17 protein-coding genes are annotated in these 18,966 nt (G+C 68.1%); 7 read left to right on the top strand and 10 right to left on the bottom strand.

Annotation, left to right across the window (positions count from 1 at the left end; all coding sequences use genetic code 11):
* Positions 1-32: 32 nt before the first annotated feature.
* The 3 genes from LFM09_RS39845 to LFM09_RS39835 all read left to right on the top strand — a co-directional run bounded on the left by LFM09_RS39845 (position 33) and on the right by LFM09_RS39835 (position 3,512).
* Positions 33-737: a YcnI family protein gene (locus tag LFM09_RS39845; RefSeq protein WP_414101815.1), complete on the top strand. Its 705-nt coding sequence runs from the start codon at positions 33-35 to the stop codon at positions 735-737.
* A 75-nt stretch (positions 738-812) separates the two neighbouring features.
* A complete protein-coding gene (locus LFM09_RS39840) occupies positions 813-2,585 on the top strand; it encodes a copper resistance CopC/CopD family protein (protein WP_414101814.1) in 1,773 nt (590 codons plus the stop codon).
* 42 nt (positions 2,586-2,627) lie between these two features.
* Positions 2,628-3,512 carry a helix-turn-helix domain-containing protein gene (locus LFM09_RS39835; protein ID WP_414101813.1) on the top strand — a complete coding sequence of 295 codons (885 nt, stop codon included), beginning with the start codon at positions 2,628-2,630 and terminating at the stop codon, positions 3,510-3,512.
* A gap of 393 nt (positions 3,513-3,905) precedes the next feature.
* Here the strand turns inward: LFM09_RS39835 and LFM09_RS39830 are convergent, their stop codons facing one another.
* From LFM09_RS39830 to LFM09_RS39810, 5 genes are all read right to left on the bottom strand, one after another.
* Positions 3,906-5,588 (bottom strand): putative PEP-binding protein, encoded by a 1,683-nt coding sequence (locus LFM09_RS39830; protein WP_414101812.1) that lies wholly within the window; start codon positions 5,586-5,588, stop codon positions 3,906-3,908.
* Entirely contained in the window at positions 5,585-6,274 is a 690-nt protein-coding gene (gene dhaL / locus LFM09_RS39825; protein ID WP_414101811.1) for a dihydroxyacetone kinase subunit DhaL, read from the bottom strand. The genes LFM09_RS39830 and dhaL overlap by 4 nt, the downstream gene beginning before the upstream one ends.
* Entirely contained in the window at positions 6,274-7,272 is a 999-nt protein-coding gene (gene dhaK / locus LFM09_RS39820; RefSeq protein ID WP_414101810.1) for a dihydroxyacetone kinase subunit DhaK, read from the bottom strand. Before dhaK ends, dhaL begins: the two co-directional genes overlap by 1 nt.
* On the bottom strand, positions 7,269-8,024 hold the full coding sequence (locus tag LFM09_RS39815; RefSeq protein WP_414101809.1) for an MIP/aquaporin family protein: 756 nt from the start codon (positions 8,022-8,024) through the stop codon (positions 7,269-7,271). The genes dhaK and LFM09_RS39815 overlap by 4 nt, the downstream gene beginning before the upstream one ends.
* Before the next feature lie 131 nt (positions 8,025-8,155).
* A complete protein-coding gene (locus LFM09_RS39810; protein ID WP_414101808.1) occupies positions 8,156-8,935 on the bottom strand; it encodes an IclR family transcriptional regulator in 780 nt (259 codons plus the stop codon).
* A gap of 49 nt (positions 8,936-8,984) precedes the next feature.
* Between LFM09_RS39810 and dhaM the strand changes: the two genes are divergently transcribed.
* The 3 genes from dhaM (at position 8,985) to LFM09_RS39795 (ending at position 11,588) form a co-directional block, all read left to right on the top strand.
* Complete coding sequence (gene dhaM, locus LFM09_RS39805; protein ID WP_414101807.1) at positions 8,985-9,374, top strand: dihydroxyacetone kinase phosphoryl donor subunit DhaM; 390 nt, start codon at positions 8,985-8,987, stop codon at positions 9,372-9,374.
* Positions 9,358-9,648, top strand: coding sequence for an HPr family phosphocarrier protein (locus LFM09_RS39800; RefSeq protein ID WP_414101806.1), 291 nt, complete (start codon positions 9,358-9,360; stop codon positions 9,646-9,648). Before dhaM ends, LFM09_RS39800 begins: the two co-directional genes overlap by 17 nt.
* A 1,055-nt stretch (positions 9,649-10,703) precedes the next feature.
* The gene (locus LFM09_RS39795) at positions 10,704-11,588 is read left to right on the top strand and encodes a peptidoglycan-binding domain-containing protein (RefSeq protein ID WP_414101805.1); all 885 of its coding nucleotides are present in this window, start codon (positions 10,704-10,706) and stop codon (positions 11,586-11,588) included.
* A 728-nt stretch (positions 11,589-12,316) separates the two neighbouring features.
* On the opposite strand, the gene LFM09_RS39790 is transcribed toward LFM09_RS39795, so the two are convergent.
* Genes LFM09_RS39790 through LFM09_RS39780 form a run of 3 tightly spaced genes read right to left on the bottom strand, consistent with a single transcriptional unit; the run spans position 12,317 to position 15,561 of the window.
* Positions 12,317-12,943 carry a TetR/AcrR family transcriptional regulator gene (locus LFM09_RS39790; RefSeq protein ID WP_414101804.1) on the bottom strand — a complete coding sequence of 209 codons (627 nt, stop codon included), beginning with the start codon at positions 12,941-12,943 and terminating at the stop codon, positions 12,317-12,319.
* Positions 12,936-14,453 carry a hypothetical protein gene (locus tag LFM09_RS39785; RefSeq protein ID WP_414101803.1) on the bottom strand — a complete coding sequence of 506 codons (1,518 nt, stop codon included), beginning with the start codon at positions 14,451-14,453 and terminating at the stop codon, positions 12,936-12,938. The genes LFM09_RS39790 and LFM09_RS39785 overlap by 8 nt, the downstream gene beginning before the upstream one ends.
* Positions 14,446-15,561 carry an FAD-dependent monooxygenase gene (locus LFM09_RS39780; RefSeq protein ID WP_414101802.1) on the bottom strand — a complete coding sequence of 372 codons (1,116 nt, stop codon included), beginning with the start codon at positions 15,559-15,561 and terminating at the stop codon, positions 14,446-14,448. The genes LFM09_RS39785 and LFM09_RS39780 overlap by 8 nt, the downstream gene beginning before the upstream one ends.
* A gap of 143 nt (positions 15,562-15,704) precedes the next feature.
* Between LFM09_RS39780 and LFM09_RS39775 the strand changes: the two genes are divergently transcribed.
* Entirely contained in the window at positions 15,705-16,118 is a 414-nt protein-coding gene (locus LFM09_RS39775; protein WP_414101801.1) for a hypothetical protein, read from the top strand.
* A gap of 1,405 nt (positions 16,119-17,523) precedes the next feature.
* Here the strand turns inward: LFM09_RS39775 and LFM09_RS39770 are convergent.
* Positions 17,524-17,784, bottom strand: a complete 261-nt coding sequence (locus LFM09_RS39770; RefSeq protein ID WP_414101800.1) for a MafI family immunity protein — start codon at positions 17,782-17,784, stop codon at positions 17,524-17,526.
* A 12-nt stretch (positions 17,785-17,796) separates the two neighbouring features.
* On the bottom strand, positions 17,797-18,855 hold the full coding sequence (locus LFM09_RS39765; RefSeq protein ID WP_414101799.1) for a polymorphic toxin-type HINT domain-containing protein: 1,059 nt from the start codon (positions 18,853-18,855) through the stop codon (positions 17,797-17,799).
* Positions 18,856-18,966 lie beyond the last annotated feature (111 nt).

Raw genomic sequence — 18,966 nt, 5'->3', positions numbered from 1 at the left:
ATCGCGAAATCCGCACTGTGGAAGGAAACCCGATGTCCCGGCCCAGCACCGCGCTCCTCGTCCTGGCGGCGTTCGTCATGCTCCTGTTCCCGTCGACCGCGTCGGCCCACGTCACCGTCTCGCCGGGCACCGCGGAGCCGGGCGGTTACGCCAGGGTGGTGTTCCGCGTGCCGAACGAGCGCGCGGACGCCTCGACGACCCGGCTGGAGGTGTCCTTCCCGTCCGACCACCGGTTCAGTTCCGTTTCCGTGCAACCGGTTCCGGGCTGGACGGCGACCACCCGGAAGGAGAAGTCGGACTCGCCAGCGGGGGCGGGCGAGCACGGGTCGGGTGAGGTCGTGACGGGCATCGTCTGGGAAGGCGGGACGGTGCAGGCGGGGCAGTTCCAGGAGTTCCCCGTCTCCATGGGGAAGTTGCCGCAGAAGGACACCAAGCTGGTGTTCAAGGCGGTGCAGACCTACTCCAGCGGTGAGGTGGTCCGGTGGATCGACGTCCAGCAGGACGGCGGACTCCGCCCCGAGCACCCGGCTCCGGTGCTGTCGGTGGCCGCACCGCCGCTCGCCGCCGCACCCGCCGCGCGCGTCGACACGCTCGGCCGGGTGCTCGGTGCGGCCGGGCTCCTGGGCGCTCTCGTCGCGGTCGGACTGGCGCTGACCACGCGGCGGCGGTCCTCCGCACCGGCGGACAGCGTTGAGGTGCAGGAGAAGACGCCGGAGAACGAGGCGGTCCGGGTCTGAGCTCGTGCGAGGTCGACGGTCCTTCGCCGGTCGTCGACCTCGCGCCCGTCCCGTCCCCTGGTGAGAGGAAGAGCGGTGCGACGAGCGACCAACAACTTCGTACGTGCGTGCATCACGTTCGCCTTGGTGTTGCTGCCATTTCTGGGCGGCCAGGGCATCGCCCAGGCGCACGCCATCGTCATCTCGACCAGTCCGGCCGGCTGGGAGGTGCTCGGCACGTCACCCGCCGAGGTGTCGCTGACCTTCAGCGAGCCGGTGGAGCTCGGGCTGGCGACCGTGCGGATCCTCGGTCCCGCCGGCGACACGATCACCACGGCCGCGCCCGTCCACGCCGTGGACAGGCCCGAGGTGCTGGTGGTTTCAGTGCCGCGAGCGTTGTCCGACGGCAGCTACACGGTGAACTGGCAGGTCACCTCCGCGGACACCCATCCGGTGCGCGGCACGTTCGTGTTCAGCGTGGGACAGCCGTCGAAGTTCGCGGCGACGTCACCGGCCGAGGCGCACACCGGTACCGACCGAGCCGTGGAGTTGTCGTACGGGACGGCGCGGTGGTTGTCCTTCGCCGGGTTGGCGCTGCTGGCAGGGGCGGCGTTCTTCGTCGTGTGGTGCCAGACCACACCCGTGGCCGGTCGCCGGATCCGCGTGCTGTTGTGGAGCGGGTGGTGGAGCCTGCTGGCTGCCACAGTCCTCGTACCGCTGCTGTACGGGCCGTACGCCACGGGCCGTTCGCTCACCGCCGCGGCCGACCCGTCGTTGATCGCGGGCACGGCCGGCACGAGGCTGGGCCTGGCGATGCTGGCGCGCCTGCTGTTGCTCGGGCTGGTGGGCGCCGCCCTCCTGCGGTTGCTCCGCCGCGCGGAACCCGCCGAGGCCACCGATCTTCAGCGCCGCCGCCGTGGCGCCGCGGTGCTGGCGGCGACCTGCGCACTCGCTCTCACCTGGAGCGCCGCCTCGCACAACGCGGCCGGTGCGCTGACGGGCCCTGCCGTGGTGGCCGACGCGGCCCACCTCACCGCGATGGCCGTGTGGCTGGGCGGCCTCGTTGTGATCGGCGCCGTCGTGAGGTCCGCGGACGCGTCCGCGATGCGCGTGGCGGTGCTGCGATTCTCCCAGGTGGCACTGATGTCGGTCCTCGTGCTGGTCGTCACCGGTGTGTTCCAGTCGTGGCGGCTCGTCGGCACTCCCTCGGCCCTGGTCGGCACTTCGTACGGGCGGGTGCTGCTGGTCAAGGTCGCGCTGATCGTGGTGCTCGTCGCGTTCGGTGCCGCGGCGCGCCGCTGGGTTCAGCGCCACTACGGCTTCCCCGTCGTCACACCCTCGGACCGGCGCCGGGCGGCACGCGGACCCGGTCACCGCCAGGTGCGGCGCTTTGGGGCGGTCGTCGCCGCTGAGGCCGGCATCGCGGCCCTCGTGCTGGGGCTCACGGCGGTCCTGGTCAACACCAGTTCCGCAGCCGCGGAACTGGCCTCGCAGAGCCGACCGGCCGAGGTGGTGACGCCCGTGCCCGGCCAACCCGTCATCGCGGACTTCGACGCCGGCGGCGCGGCCGGACGCGGCAAGGTCGCTGCTCTCGTGACACCCGGCGCGTCGGGGAGCAGCGAGGTGCACTTGGCCGTGCTGGACGAGGGAGGAAGGCCGAAGGAGGTCGCCGAGGTGCGGGCGACGCTGAGCCACCCCGAGCGGTCACCGGGGCCGTTGACCGTTCCGCTGCGTTACAGCGGTGTGCCAGGACATTACATTTCCGATGCGCTCTCCTTGCCCGTATCCGGGCGCTGGGAGATGTCGTTGAAAGTGCGCACATCTGATGTCGATGAGGCCATCGTGCATGTCTCCGTGGGCATTCCCTGAACCGCGTCAGCGGTGATGACCCGAACGAACGGATGGTGAGGCATGTACCCCGAAGACGCACGCAGGTTGTCTCCAGACGTACTGGAGGCCCTGCGTCGCCGCGCCATCGCCGCGGTCGAGTCCGGCGTTTCCCGCACGCAGGTCGCACGGATGCTCGGCGTGTCGCGGCAGACGATCAGCGTCTGGCACCGCGAATACCGGACGAGGGGCGAAGAAGCACTGCAGAACAGACGAAGAGGAAGACAGCGGGGTGAGCAACTGGCGCTGTCGTACGCACAACAGCTGTGGACGATCAGGACCGTGACGACGTGCGGTCCGGACGAGGCCGGGCTCCGGTACTGGCTGTGGACGAACCAGGCGCTGGCGGAACTGGTCAACAACAGGTTCCGGATCGCCCTCTCGGCCACAACGGTGCGCAACTACCTCATCCGCTGGGGCGTGCTCGCCGAGGCCGTTCTCTCCAAGCGGACCGGTGGACGCCGAGCCGATCAGACGGTGGCGAGCCCCTCCACCGTCCTGGCGGGCGCGGAGACGTTCCGGACGCACCACGCGACCTCCCATTGGCTGGCCGGTCCGCAACTGCACTCGGATGGCGCGTCGGCCTGCAAGGGCACTGGCGGCCACGAGATCTCCATGTTGTACGCGGTGTCCACTCAGGGCACGGTGTTGTTCCTCTGCACACGCGACCCGTTCGACGGGGTTCGGCTGACGGAGTTCTTCATCAGGTTGGTGCGCCAGCGCGGCCGCCGGCTCAACATCGTGCAGAGCTGGCGACCGACCCGTCGAGCCGATGCCCTCACCGCGTGGATCGCGGAGAACACCGGTCAGGTGACCGTGCGATTCGTCGTCGACTCGCCGCAGGCGGACGAACCCGTGCCGCTCGAGGACGTGTCGCTTCCGGTTCCGCGGCAAGAAGGTCCTCGCTGAGGAGCCCATCGTGGCGCGCGGCCAGGGCGTTCCGGGCCCCGAGGTGCGGTCGGCCATGAGGTCAGCATCGCCCGCGAGTGCCTCACGCCGTCGTCGGCCCTGGTCACGTAGCGGAGGCGGCCAGGGCCGGCGAGGCGGAATGATCGTGTGCCGCTCGAAAAGTCATCACCGCAGTGAGGCGGACCGGTTCTGGTTCACCACGCGACGACGCATCGGACGTCCACCCTCCCGAGCAGCGATCAAGACGCTCGTCCTGCGGCTCGCCAGAGAGAACCCGAGATGGGGACACCGGCGGATCCGAGGAGAACTGGCCCGCTCGGTCATCGCATCGGCGCATCGACGTACGCGGGCAGGCCGAGCGCTGCGAGACCGAGGCCCAGTTTCGGCGTGTGATCAGGGAAGTCGCGGGCTGCAGTGTTCACGGACGACATCCCAGACCTGTTCTGCTGTGGTGAGGGTGAGGGCGTGGTGCGCGATGTTGACGCACGTCGTGTGGTCGAGACGGCGGATGGTGGCGCGCACCTGGTCGAGGTGAGCCGGCGCCATCGACAGCACGTCGCAGTCGAGCCCGGCCAGCAGAGGCACGACGAGCGGGTGTGCGGCAGCGTCGCCGCACACGGACACGCGTTGGCGGTTGCGGTGCGCCGCGGCGATGGTGTCGGCGATGGCGCGCAGTACGGCCGGGTGTGCGGCGAGTTGTGGTGTGAGCGCGGGATCGCGGCGATCCAGGGCCAGGATCTGACCGGTGAGGTCGTTGCTGCCGATGGACAGGAAGTCGGCGCGGGCGGCGATGTCATCGGCAGCGGCGACGGCTTCCGGGAGTTCGATCATCGCGCCCAGCGGTGGTGGCACGATGCCGAGGTCGTGTGCGACGCGGTTGAGGATGTGGCGGCACGCATCGAGTTCTCCGGGTGTCGCCACCATCGGGATCATGATGCGCACGTCGCAGTCGCCGGCGGTGGCCAGGACGGCCCGGAACTGGCGGGCGAACGCGTCGGGCTCGGCGAGCATGAGCGGCAGACCCCTACCCAGCCGGCCAGTCCTGCCCCTGGACAAGAATGCCGGCAGTTTGTCGTCGGCGTAGTCGAGGGTGCGCACGGTGACCGGGTGCCCGGCCAGAGCGCGCAGCACGGGCCGGAGAACGCTGCTGTGCTGGGCCTCGCTGGGCCACTCCGTGGCATCGAGGAACGGGAGTTCGGTGCGCAGCAGACCCACGCCGTCGGCGTTCGCGGTGATCGCTGCGCGGGCGTCGACGGCGGTGGCGATGTTGGCGCGCAAGGTGATCGTGTGGCCGTCACGCGTCTGTGCGGGCAGATGTCGTTCCGCGGCAAGGGCTTCCCGGCGCTGCCGGGCGGCACGCATCGCCTCGCCTGCAGCAGCCTGTTCGCCTGAGCTCGGGTTGATGATGATCTTGCCGTGCTCGCCGTCGACGGTGACGGGTGCGCCGTCGGCGTGGTCGAGCACCGCAGGATGAACGCCGACGAGCAGCGGAATGCCCAGCGATCGCGCAACGATCGCGGCGTGGGAGTTGAAGCCGCCGGTGACTGACACCGCCGCGGCCACCGTGGCCGCCCGCTCGAGCAGGTCGGCCGCACCGATCTCGCCGGCCATCAGAACCACCGGGCCCTCGGTGTCGAGGCCGTGATCATGGCCGTGCAGCCGGGCGATCACACGTTTGCCGACCTGGCGGACGTCAGCCGCGCGTTCCGCGAGCGTCGGATCGGGCAGCGCTGCCAGCGCCGCAGCGTGGTGGTCCACCGCCCGCTGCACGGCCAGCGCGAGTGGCAGGCCGCTCTTGGCGTGCTGGACGGCCAGTGCGCGCAGATCGGTGTCCATCGCCAGATAGCTGATGACTTCGAGGATGTCGGCGTCCTCGGTGCGGTCGTCCGAACGCAGTCGCTCCGATGTGGACAGCAGATCGGCGGCGACGGCCTGGAACGTCTCGGTGATCTGGGTGACTGGATTGCCGATGACGTTCCAGGGCAGTGCGGTGGGCAGTGGCCGGTCGGTGCGGCGCAGCACGCCGACGGCGGTGCCGGGACTGGCCGCGCGCCCGGTGAAGCGCGACTGGTTCACCGGGTGGCCACCACCCCGGCCAGCGCGGTGAAGATCAACGCGGTGGACGTCGCCCCCGGATCCTGGTGGCCGATGCTGCGCGGACCCAGGTAGGAGGCTCGGCCCTTGCGGGCCTGCAACGGGATGGTGGAGTGTGCTCCGTCCTCGGCGGCCTTGGCGGCGTCCGCGACCGCCGCAGCCAGGTCGGCGCCCTGGAAGACGGCCTCCTCGAGTGCGGTGACCGCCGGCGCAAGGGCGTCCAGCATGGTCTTGTCTCCCAGGGTCGCCGCGCCGAGCTGGGTCACGGCGGCAGTTGCGGCGTGCAAGGCCGCGATGAGCTGCTGCGGAGAGGCCGTCGGTCCGGTCAGGGCCTTGCCTGCGGCGCGGAAAGCCGTGCCGTACAGCGGTCCGGACGCTCCGCCCACAGTGGACATGAGTGTGCTGCCGGTCTTGACCAGGACGTCACCGACCGTGCTCGGCTGAAAGTCGTCAAGCGCGGCGAGGACGGCCGTGAAGCCGCGGGACATGTTGGCGCCGTGGTCGGCGTCACCGATCGCGGCATCGAGCTGGGTGAGCTGGTCGCGATGCTCCTCGACAGCCGCGGCGATGGCTCGGATCCACGCGCTGACCATGGCGATGTCCACCGGATCCTCCTCGATTCGGACGGCAGTGCCGCCATCGTGCCCGGTGTGGCGATAGTGCGTCATCAGCTCGCCCACCGCAGCCCCGACGTCGCCACCGGCGCCGCCCACAGGTCGAGCATCTCGTCGTCGGCCCTGCAGACGGTGATCGACACACCGGCCATGTCCAGGCTGGTCACGTAGTTGCCGACCAGGCTCGCGCCGATGTGCACCTCTCGCGCTGCGAGCACGGCGGCGACCTCGGCCGCCACGACGTAGAGCTCGATGAGCGGTGTGCCACCGAGGCCGTTGATCATCACGATGGCCTTGTCCCCCGCTGCCAGAGGCTGGTCGGTCAGAATCGCGTCCATCGCGAGGCCGACGAGTTCCTTGGCGGGCTGGAGCTTGCCGCGACTGCGGCCGGGTTCGCCGTGGATGCCCACGCCGATCTCGATCTCGTCCTCGGGCAGGTCGAAACCGGGCCGCCCGGCCGACGGGCTGGTGCAGGCGGTCAGCGCGATGGCGAACGACCGCGAGGCCGCGTTGACCTTCTCTGCCATTTCGGCGACCTTGTCCAGGTCCGCTCCCCGGTCTGCCAGGGCGCCTGCGATCTTCTCGACGAAGACGGTGGCGCCGGTGCCGCGCCTGCCCGCGGTCCAGGTGGAGTCCTGCACGGCCACGTCGTCGTCGACCAGCACGGTGCGTGCCGTGATGCCTTCGTCGGCGGCCAGTTCGGCGGCGAGCTGGAAGTTCATCACGTCGCCGGTGTAGTTCTTGACCACGAACAGCACACCGGCGCCACCGTCGACCGCCTTGGCCGCGGCCAGGATCTGGTCGGGTACCGGGGAGGTGAACACCTCGCCGGGAACCGCGGCGTCGAGCATGCCGGGGCCGACGAACCCGCCGTGCAGCGGCTCGTGCCCGGAGCCTCCGCCGGAGACCAGCGCGACCTTCCCCGTTCTCGGCGCGTCCGCGCGGACGATGATCCGGTTGTCCGTGTCCACCCGGAGTTCGGGGTGGACGGCGGCGATGCCGGCGAGTGCGTCGGTCAGCACCGACTCGGACGAGTTGATGAGCTTCTTCACGACAGGACTCCTTCGGCCTGAACCGGAACCGGCTGTTCGGCGACGCGCCGGGTGGTGGCGATGAGGTGGTAGACGGCCGCGGCGGCGAGTCCGCCGGCGATCTCGGCGGCCAGGTACACGGGCAGCTGTTCCCAGTGGACGGTCCCTCCGAACAGCTGTCCGGTGAGCATCGGTCCGAACGTGCGGGCCGGGTTGATCGAGGCGCCGGTGGCCGGCGCGATCGGGATGATGATCGCGAAGACGGCGAGTCCGATGGCCACCCCGGCGAAACCCTGCGGAGCCCGTTTGTCGATAGCGCCGAACACCACCAGCACGAGCAGGAACGTGCCGATCGCCTCAGCGGTGAACGCCTGGCCGGCACCGACGTCGGCGCTGTAGGCGGCAATGCCCAGTCCGACGTCGACGGCTTTGCGGCCGAGGACTGCGACGATGGCGAACGCTCCCAGAGTCGCTCCGGCGAGCTGCGCGGCGAGGTAGCCGGGTACCTGCCGCCACGGCATCCGCCCGCTCGCGGCCAGCGCGAGCGTGACGGCCGGGTTGATCTGGCAACCCGAGACGTGACCGATCGTGTGGACCATCGCGATGACGGCGGTCGCGAAGGCCAGGGAGATCATGCCCAGCTGGGCCATGGTGAACGGGGCGTCGCCGCCCACGATCAGCGTTGCGGGGACGGAACCGACGCCGATGAAGACCAGCGTCGCCGTGCCGAGCACCTCGGCGACCAGTGCTTGGGGGAATGTGTTGTCAGCCATGTTCGACGCCCGCGACAGTGCGGGCGCTCACCTCCTCGGCGGGGAACTGGGGTCCTGCCTACTGAACACCGTTCGTCATTACCGAACGAGAGGAAGGTAGGCGTGGCCCAGGTCACTGTCAAGGGTTGACGTCAGGCGAGCGCGCGAGCGAGCGGAGCGCGGCCCGCCCCCAGCTCACGGGACAGCTGACGGGCAACTTCCCGCACCTTGACGGCCAGGTCCTGGTTCTGCCCGTCAGCCAGCAGTCGCTCGACCGGACCCACCACGCCGATCGCGCCGGCGAGCCCGGACCTGTCGAAAACAGGCGAGGCAATCCCCGCGTCGCCGAGCGTGGACTCCTGGTCCTCCTGCGCGTGACCGACCGACCGCACCTGTGCCAGCTGGTCGTTCAGCGCATCCGGATCGACGATGCTGTGGCCGGTCAGTGGCGCCAACACCCCAGCGAGCAGTTCCGCCTGCCGCCCCTCCGGCAGGAACGCCACGATCGCCTTGCCCAGCGCGCAGGTGTGCCACGGGATGCTCGCCCCCACCTCGAGGATCTGCACCGCCCCTTCCGGCCGGAACGCGTGATGCACGACCAGCACGTGGTCACCGGTCAGGACCGCGACCCAGACCGCCTCATTGGCACGGGTCGCCAGCAGATCAGCCCAGGTCAGCGACCTCATCCGCAGTTCGTGCGTCTCCAGGAAGGCGTTGCCGAGCGTGAGCACGCCGGGACCCAGCACGTACCTGCCGGTCTGGCGATCCTGCGCGACCAGCCCTTCCGCCTCCAGCGTGCGCAGCAGCGCGTGCACGGTGGGCTTCGCGACCCCGACCCGATCGGCCAGCTCCGCCAGGCCCAGTCGTGGACCGCCCGCGCTCAGCAGTCGCAGGATCTGCACCGCCCGCTGTACCGACTGGACCACAATCACCCTCGATTCAGTATTGCTGAACAGTATTCAGCATGACAGCATCTCGTTCATGCAACCTGTTGGGATCGTACTCGTGTCGCACAGTGCGGAGCTGGCATCCGGGCTTTGCGCGTTGCTAGACCAGCTCGGTGTCCAGCCGGGTTCGGTGGTCGCCGCCGGCGGCACGGCCGACGGCCGGATCGGCACCAGCTACGACGCGATCGCCGCCGCCGTGAAGAACGCCGACCAGGGCCGCGGCGTCGTCGTCCTACCCGACCTCGGCAGCTCGGTCATCACCACCCGCGCGGTGCTGGATGACCACGCCCAGGCTGACGTGGTGCTTGTGGACGCCCCGTTCGTCGAGGGCGCCGTCGCCGCCGCCGTCACGGCCGCCGGCGGCGCCGACCTCGCCACTGTCACAAGCGCCGCACAGGAGGCCCGCCATGCCGCCAAGTTCTGACACGTCCCTGCACACCGGCGACACGGCCGAGATCGACGTCGTGCTGCCCGCACACCTGCACGCACGCCCCGCGGGCAAACTGGCCAGAGCGGCCGCGCAACTGCCCTGCAGGCTCGAGATCTCACACCAAGACAGGACGGTCGACGCGACAGGGATCCTCGCCGTGATGGGCCTTGGTGCCACTGCCGGCGCCACCATCACCGTCCGCGCCCACGGCGACGGTGCCCACGACGCCGTGACCGAGATCTGCCGGCTGTTGCGCGCCATCGACTGACCCGCCGCGTTTGAGAACAGTGTCGACCGCGGCGTCTTCGGACAGCGAGCTGCGCTGGCGGTTCCCCCACATCGGCCAGATCATGATGTCCGCCAGTCATGTTGGGTAGGCGCCACTGGTCGAAGCCGCACTCGACGACCCAACTACCACGAGCACAGTGTCAGTGAGGGAGTCCCAGGCTCCTCGTCAGCGGCACGCACATTGACGTCCGTCCTGGTGACAACCCGAGAATGGCGCACTCCAAGGCTCAAATTCGGGGCGGTAAAGGAGTCGCCGATCCCAAGGCGCAGTTGCGCGTCTGCTGGCGGAACCGAAGAACTTCCGGCACGTGATCCAGGGCGGCGAGGTGGTCGCCGGGCGCGTCACTACGCCGTGACCGCCAGTTCCACCAGAAGTGCCGGCTCGCGTTGACACCAAAGCGATCCCGGCGTCGTTGCCGTTGGCCTGCACGAGCAACCCCAGCGGCGCGCACGGCACCATCGTGGCGAAACCGCGTGATGGCGCGGGATCGGCCAACATCTCGGCGATCCCTGACAAGGGCGAACCTCCGGACGTTCCTGGAGAGCTCCGACGTCACCACGCACCAGGCAGAACGGTTCCCGACGACAGGGGTCTGTCGCCTCTTGCCAGCAGAAGGAACAGCCTCGGCTCATCGCCGTGTCAGAGCTTTGTCAGCACCATGTCCGAGCCTTGTCCAAAGGCACTGCGCTCGCGCTGTCCCCACTGCCAGAACAAAGGGAACAACCATGTCCAAAATAGCCACTGCCGCGGCCGTCGCCGTGCCCGTCCTCGTAGGCGCCGCCGGAACCGCGCAGGCCTCCACCCTGTCAGCCCCAAGGACGCCACCACATTGACCGACCTCCGCTGCTGACCTGGCGCCTCGTACAGCCGCCACGGCTCCTACGTCAGCGACGGTCACACCGATCAACGGTGTGACTGACCCGCTGACCCCTGGCCGTAGGGAAATGCACCTCCATGACAAGCCGCACCCACACGATTCCCGGCGCTGGACCGAGGCCGTGGCCGGGCTTTGACCGAACGGAAAGAAACACCACGTGAAGACAAAGATCAAGACCCAGGGCGCCATTACGGCGCTGGCGACCTTCGCTGTCCTGGGCTGCCTGACGTTGAGCGCGACGCAGGCTTCAGCCGGAGCCCCACGGGCGCTGCCGGCCCCGGCCGAAACCGCCGCCGCGCTGCCCGTCGTCAACATGGAAGCCACCGTCCTGGCCGCCCAGATCGATCCCCGGCGCGCCGACAACACGCTGACCCCAGGCGCCAAGGATTCCGTGCTGGCCGTCGAGCGGGCACTCCAGGCACGCAATCTGCTGGACGCCCGCTGGGTCGACGGCTACTTCGGAACCACGACGATCAAGGCGTACGCGGCCTACCAGCGTTCGCTCGGACACACCGGACTGGCCGCGAACGGGCTGCCCGGCGCGAGTTCGCTGGCCACGCTCGGGCAGGGCCGGTTCACCGTCTCCCACGTGATCAAACCAGGCCCGACGGTTCAGCGTGGCGGGTACGTCGTCAACACCCGTACCCAGGCGATGCTCACTGAGACCGAACGTCTGCTGGGGCGTCGCCTCGTGCTGTCGCAGGGCTCCTACAACCCCGGCGGCGACCCGACTTCCGCCGGCACCCACGACGGTGGCGGCGTCGTGGACATCAAGGTCGACGGCATGTCCGCCGACACTCGCACCGCCGTCGCCCGTGCGCTGCGCCAGGTCGGCTTCGCCGCCTGGGTCCGCAGCCCGGCCCAGGGCGACTGGCCGTGGCACATCCACGCTGTAGCGATCAACGACACCGACCAGGCCACCCAGGCACAGAACCAGGTCGGTGACTACTACCTCGGCTTCAACGGCCTCGCCAACCACCGCCCCGACGACGGGCCCCGGATCCCGATCCGGACCTGGGAGGACTACCAGCGCACGCACTGACCAGAAGCCCAGACGCCACCCCGATCATTGACACTTCACGAATGATGCGACCGGTGCTCTGCGAGCGGTCTTGCCGACGCCCGCGGTGCCGGTGATCGCCGAGATCATCGCGCGGGATCAGTGCGGCCGCTGCCTGCGAGGCCAGGGGGCGGCGGCCGGCTGGTAGTACCGCATTTGAAGCCCGCCTGCCCCACGATGAACTCGACGGCAGATCGCCCACCGGCGCGACGTTCGTGATCCACCACGCCGGCCGTGACATCGCAGATCATCGCGGCGGAAAGCGGCCTGTCGGGATGGGCAAGCGCCGCCGGTCGCAGAGCAACGGCAAGCCCTGGCCATCAAGTCCTACGTCTTCAACGACTCGTCCTCGCCCGTGCACGATCTCAAGATCACTATGAGCGGGATCGCGACGTCGGGGCCAGGAAGTGACAGTGTCAGGCCCATCACCGAAACCGCCATTCCGGACCCAAGTCTGCGGCTTCCCGCCACCTGGCGATGGAGTGAATCGTCCGAGTGTCCCGTCGAGCCGCTGGGCGTGCCACAACGCTCCCACCGCTTGTCATCGCGTTTGGCTTGGACCATCCCGCCGATCAGCGCGGGCAGCTGGACGTCAGGTCTGCGCTTCCACACCGGGTGGGCCGCCGTCCGCTGAGGACGATCAGCGCAACAGGGAGACGCTCGGGTCCTGGCTCCGAAGCGCTGGAAGCAGGGGCATACCGCCAGAAGTGCTAATCGGTTGACTTCCGGAGTTTGGCACGCAACGCACGGCGTGCCACCGGCCCGAGATCGTCGACCACCTCGACCAGGACGGCGAGGCGGTCGAGGGTGTCGAGCGCGTGGTTGGCACCCGCGCGGTCGATGCCCTCGAACAGCTCCAGCCCGATGAACCCCGCGCACACGGCCCGTGCCAGCCCGGCGATGTCCACGAGCCCGGCCACCGGTGAACCGTCCAGCAGCCGTGCCAGCACCTGCTCGATCGGCGCGATCCACAACTGCAGCGCCGCGGAGGTCGCCTTGGCGAGACGGGGATCGGCCTGCGCGCCCGCCAGCAGCTGGGCGAGCACTCTGACGTTGCCCGCTGCGCGTTCCTCGGTGTGCAGGGTTCGGCCGAGGCTCAGCAGTTGGCGGACGCTGGTGATCTCGTCCAGCTGCGCCAGGAACGGCGCCACTCTCGCCTCGGTGGCGGCGATGCACGCTGCTTCGAGCAGCTCGTGCACGCTGCCGAAGTGGTAGAAGACGAGTGCCTGGTTGACGCCCGCGGTGGTGGCGATCGTGCGCGCCGACGTGCCTGCGATGCCGTGGTGGCGGATCGTCTCGATGGCGCCGTCGATCAGTCGTTGCCGGGTGTCAGCCATGGGCACCACCGCATGTCCGCGCGCACAGGTAGGGACGCGCGAGGGTCAGCGCTGCCGCCGTGAGGCCCATGCCGACGAACACTGGTGCCAGGTGGCCGAAGTCGATGTAGTGGATCACACCGTGCACCACCACCGGCGGCAGGAAGCCGAACACCGCGGCCAGCGCGAGCGACCACCACACCCACGACTCGCCGCGCCGCCATCCCCACGCGCTCAGCAGGGTGATCGCGACCGCCGCGGACATCAGCGCACCACCGAAACCCGCGCGGTCGTGCGCGATGAAAGACATCAGCCGGGGACCCAGCTCGTCCGGGCCGGTGCGCAGGAATTCCAGATCGCTCGCCACGAAAACGTCGGTGAGACCGACGTACGACACGACCGCACCTCCGATGAACAACCCGACGCCGGTGCACACCATCAGCAGCTGGCCGACCAATGCCTTGCGGCGCTGGTGTTCTGGCCCCTCTGACAGAACAGTCCACTGTGGCCGGTGCGGCGTACGGCGGATCGCGAGCAGGAACATCGGGAACAGCAAGACGGTCACGGCGGTGTGCAGCGGTTCCACGAAACCGAAGCCGAGGAAGTAGAGCAGCGACGCGAACCCGATCCAGCCGGACGCGAGGTAGACCTCACGGGCCCACGGCCAGCCGCGCCGAATGCCACCGACCGCGAGTCCCGCGTAGAGCACGCCGATAGTGATCATCGTGCCCGCCATGGTGATCCGGTCGTGCTGCAGGAAGTGCACGAGGTGATGGTTGACGGCGTGCAACTGGTCGAGGTTCATGCCGAGGAAGTCGCGGTCGTACCACAGCAGCACCGGCCCGAGCGTGATCGCGGCGGCACCGAACCCGGCAACGATCATGCCGACACCGACCAGCGCACCCCACCACCACGCAGGCCACCGGCGCGGATCCCGTCCCACGTCACGTGATGGTGCTTCCGTGAGCGTGGCGGCCTCGGTAACTCTCGCGAACCAGCCCGGCCCTGCCTCCACCAACACCGACGGCGCCGCCAGCACCGCCGTGTTCGGGTCGGCCAGCGCTTCAGCGGCCGGTGCGACCAGTGGCGACGTCACGTAGACGACGTTGTCGGTGCCGCTGATCGCGTCGACGTCCGAGGCCAGCGCGGCGACCACGTCCGGTGCGTCGGATCCGACCACAAGCGGAACGCGCCTGCCCGCGGCAGCCTCTCGAATCGCTGGGACATCGTCGAGACCGACCGGCGTCACCCAGATCATCCCCGCTCCCACGAGTGGCAACGCGCGCATCGCATCCCGCGCCACGGACGGTGGTACGACAGCACCCAATCTGGTGTGCACAGGGACACCCGCGACGGAACCGGCCAGATGTGCCGGCGGGTGGCGATGGCCAAGCATCCTGGCGATCAGGTGTCCGCCACCGGGCAGCGAGCCAACCGCCGCGGTGACGCGCAGCGCGGCTCGCTGGGACCGACGGGTGCCGAGCAAGGTCCCGGCGAGACCACGCAACGGGTGGTAGGTCCAGTCAGGCATCGGCGGTCCACCCGAGTACCGGCGCCATCGCGCGCAGCGTCGCACGGGCAGGCGTCAGCCGGGCACCGAGGTCGCGGGCCAGTGCGGCCGGCGCCCAGGACCACTGCGCGACCGCACCGAGCCGCGCGGACCGGCGCACGATCGATTGGGTTCGCGGCCGCCGCAACCGGTCGTACCGGGCCAGCGCAACGTCGACGTCCGCGTCCAGGCAGCTCGCGAGCGTGACCGCGTCCTCCAACGCCTGGCAGGCGCCCTGCCCCAGGATCGGGTTCATCGGATGGGCCGCATCCCCCAGCAACACCACCCGTCCACACACATAGGTCGGCAACGGCGCCATGTCGTAGATGTCGTGCCGGAGCACGTCTTCGTCCGGCGTGGCCGCCAGGAGCGCGGGGATCGGGTCCGGCCAGTCCGCGAAGCGGTCTCGCAGCCCGGCGCCTCCCCCGCCCTGAGACGTCGTGGCGGCGGCGAAGAGGTAGTAGCGCTCGTCAGGCAACACAGTGAAGCCGATCCGCTCGCCACGCCCCCACATCACCGAGCCCTCACCCCGCAGCCCCGGCACGGGCGAGGTGATCGCGCGCCACGCCGTGCAGCCCGTATAACGAGGTCCTGGCGCGCTCGGCCACCACTGCCCGCGCACGTTGCTGTTGAGCCCGTCAGCAGCTACCACAAGATCCGCGCGCAGGCGCCCACCCTTGTGCTCCACCACCACGCCGTCGCTGTCCTGCCGCACCGCGTACGTCTCACTGTTCGGCAGCAACGACTCTCGCGGCAACGCATCAGCCAGCGTTCGTACCAGGTCTGCCCGGTGCACCACCACGAGCGGCCAGCCGTGCTGACGTTCGATCTCCGCGTTGTCCGTCCGCGACAACCAGCGACCCGCGCGGTCACGCACACCGCCCGCCGTCTCCACGGCGCCAATCGCGCGCACCTGGTCCGCCAGGCCGAGTGTCGCCAGCGCGTTCATCGCGTTCGGCCACAGCGACAGGCCCGCGCCGATCTCGGTGAACTCCGCGGCGCGTTCCAGCACCACGACCTGTCTGTTCTGCCGGTGCAGCGCCACCGCCGCGGCCAGCCCGCCGATTCCGCCGCCAACAACAACGATCATCTCTTCCCCCCGGTTTGAGCGAGTGCTCAAACCGGACGGTACCTCGTTTTGAGCGATCGCTCAAACCCGGGAGACGAGCTATCTCGATCGATGATCGTCCAGTCCTGGCCCCAATGCACACCGGGTTGAACGTCCCCACGCTGGTGCGGCTCGTCAACTGGGGGCGCCTCGAGGGTGAGATCGAGTTCGTTGATCTGGTGGTTCGTCACCGCCTTCGCTACGGCAGCGGGACCACCTACGTCGTCAAGGGAATCAAAGGGCCCGAAGACCGCAGGATGAAACCAGGTGCGATGCAGAACTGGTGGACGCGTGCCAACCTGACCCGGACGGTGCCGCTGCCATCCGGAGATCTCCTGCAGAGCAAGGAGGTGGACAGGCCGCCGACGCTCGGAGAGCTGCGTGTGCGCGTCCAGCCCGGATCTGGTCGCTGCCGATACCGGCGCCTGCGACGGCTGGACGGCAGCCTCTCCGACCCGCAGCTTCCTCCGTCGCGCAAGATGCCGCTCCCGATCGCCCCACCACCGTCTGAAGAGGACAGTCGAAACCGCCCAGATTGACACGCTGGCAGACCTGGGTCAGGTCCAGTTCGTCGAGCTTGCGCCGGATGGCGGCCGCAGCCCGTAGTCCGGCATGGCAGCATCGTGCACGCCAGTGCCGTCCTTCGCGTGTAGCCGATGCGCCGGGCGGGCCGCAGTTGTGGTTGGCCTTTTCCTTCGCCGCAACGAAGGCCCCGCTCGAACCTCGCGAGACGGGACGCGGGCGGTGCTGATGGATGACCGCCTCGGCCATCTCGACGGTTCGGTCCAAGGCCGCTACTCCCATGTGACACGGGAGATGTGGGACCGGTTGCTGGACAACCTCACTCGCGACTGGGAAGCGTCGTTGGATGCGCGGCTCGCGATGTGTCCGCGCTCGCCGGTCCGCGTGCTCGACGAGCTACTGAGGGGCGCGTGCCCGGAAGGTCAGCAAGTCAGGTCAGGATGGTGCTCAGCGGGGCTTCGAGTCGTGGCCCGGCAGCAGCGGGTCATGATCGTCTCCCCAGATTCTCCCCAGCGCCTCCGGGGAGACAATCAGGGCCGGTTCTCCACTGCGGAGAACCCGGCCTTGACCTGCATCTTTCAGACCGTCGGTACGACAGGATTTGAACCTGCGCCCCCTTGACCCCCAGATACGGATCCACCAGCCGCTGACCTGCATAGACAGATACGTTGATCGCAGTTCGACGCACTTGACGATTGATCAAGTACGTTGCACGCCGTTGATTGCAGGCCCGAAGATCCACTCCTTCTTCTCGGAAAGCGAAGACCCGAGCCGTTGACGCTCACACTGCCGGCCTGACGGGAATAAACATCTGACCTGCGACAACAGCGAACTACTTGGTCAACCCATGCCATGCCTGTCGTCCAGTGCAGTCGCGCACCATTACACGACGTTCCGCTCTACGTCGCGCTCGAGGTTCGCTCCACACAGAACAGCGTGAGACTCGCCCAAGAGTGCAAACGCCTGGCGTACAAGGGGTACGTCCACAGCAGCACCTCTCAGGCGTCGCATCGGCGGCCATCGCACGAAAATGGCCGCCGATCACGCAGTCTTGCTTCGGCGTTCGCAGGGATCCCGTAGACCGCGAACCGCATTTCCCATCGCACAGCCACACCGTGCACCGCGAACTTGCCACTGTCAGCCTCGCTGGCCGTACACGACTTGTCAGGCTCATCCAAAACCCCGCTGAGACACAACCCACGTTCACCTTGTCAGCGAGACCTGCAGGGACATCGACACCGCACGTGGCCGTCGCCATAAGCACAAGCACCGCCAAAACACTCGCGAGCTCAGACTCATGTTCTTCCCCTTAAGACCCACCACACCGGGTGGGTGCCGACCGTTCACTGGAGCATTGCTCCTAACCCCGATCAACACCGGCGCAATGCAATTAAGGCCGCATCGCGAACCGAATTCGCTCACCTAACCTTCAATGAGTTCATCCAGTTTGTCCACCGACTTCGGCGTACCCAACTCCATGGCCGCCACCACGAGACGCTCGTAGTATTCCTTCGAAATGGGGAGAGCATCCTCGTAGATCCACGAGCACATCGTGTCGAAAGCCAACTCTTCTTCACCCACGTTCATCAAATGATGAACATCTGCAATAACCTCCTCCGATATCAGAGGCGATTCCTCAAGGAGTTGCGATATGAGAGCTCGGAGATACTTGTATCGCTCCACTGTTCATACCCCTTATCTCGGGAAGGCCGTGAGAACTTCATCGTTAAGCGGCTGATAGCGAACCTCAATGGTAACACCTCGCACCTCGCCAACGATCGCCTGAACAGTGGGATCGCCTTTCCTGGTCTTGAGCGTCCTCTCCGCATGGTAGGCAGAACCAGTCTTCCAGACCCGCGTACTATTTGGACTCGTTACCACTTCAGCGACAGCGTCCAGGATTTCGTCGTGAGTCCATGCACTTGGGAAAACATCCTTTCCAGGCAACCCAGGATAGGCGTGATTGTCAATGATATGAGTGGAAGCCTTTTCTCCAAGCAGCTGCCGACCGACTCCGCAGCTGCTGTTGTGAACGAGGATCGACGTAGACCCCGCCAGCACGTGGTAGGTGTGAACTTTGTCAACAGTCAGGTTGTGAACTCGCTTGAGCGCGACTCGCTTCTTGACTGCGACCACCTTTACGATCTTGCCGGTCGAGGTCTGCAAATTCGATCCAACGCGCAGATCTTTGGCGTCCACCCAGCGCATGTGATCCACCAGCCAGAACGGATGCCCGGCCGTTGCGGTGATTTTGTCCCCATCGATCTCGATCTCGACCAGGACCTTTACACCCTCGTTGACAAGCGTCGCGAGGACCTCCCGTGCACCGGACTCGCCTGATCCTGGGTCAGTTGCGAAGACTTGATCGCCGACCTTCAACTCGTCGATCCGCTTGGTCGAGCCGTCCGCCATCAAAACCTGTGTGTCGCCGAGGAAGCTGTTGCAACTGCGCGCCGCTGCCCGGATGCCGTTCCCTACCGCCTGTCGCGACGAGCCAGCTGCCCCTCGCAGCCCCGCTCCGGCGCCTCGGGCACCGGCACCGGCGCCGAAAGCGAGGCTGGCCGCACCGAGGGCCACGAACACGGCGTCCCATCCGTCCGCGGGACTGTTGCCGACCGTCTCGGACCATTCGCAGAATCCAGGACCGGGGTTGCTGCTGCGGCAGACGTACGTCGCCCAGTTCCTCACTGCATCCGCATACGACTCGCCTGGCGCCATCATCACTGGCGCCGCGAAGAACGGCCCTCTCTTCATCTCCTCGGCAGTAGGTAGTCGACGGCCAAAGATGATCGGCTGGTTCGAGCCGTCACAGTGCCGGTGACCCACTCGTACTCCTGCTGCCACTGCTGCTGCATCTCCTCCTGA

Source organism: Lentzea alba (genome assembly GCF_047445655.1).
Classification (GTDB): domain Bacteria; phylum Actinomycetota; class Actinomycetes; order Mycobacteriales; family Pseudonocardiaceae; genus Lentzea; species Lentzea alba_A.
This window is presented reverse-complemented; position numbering and strand designations above follow the sequence as displayed.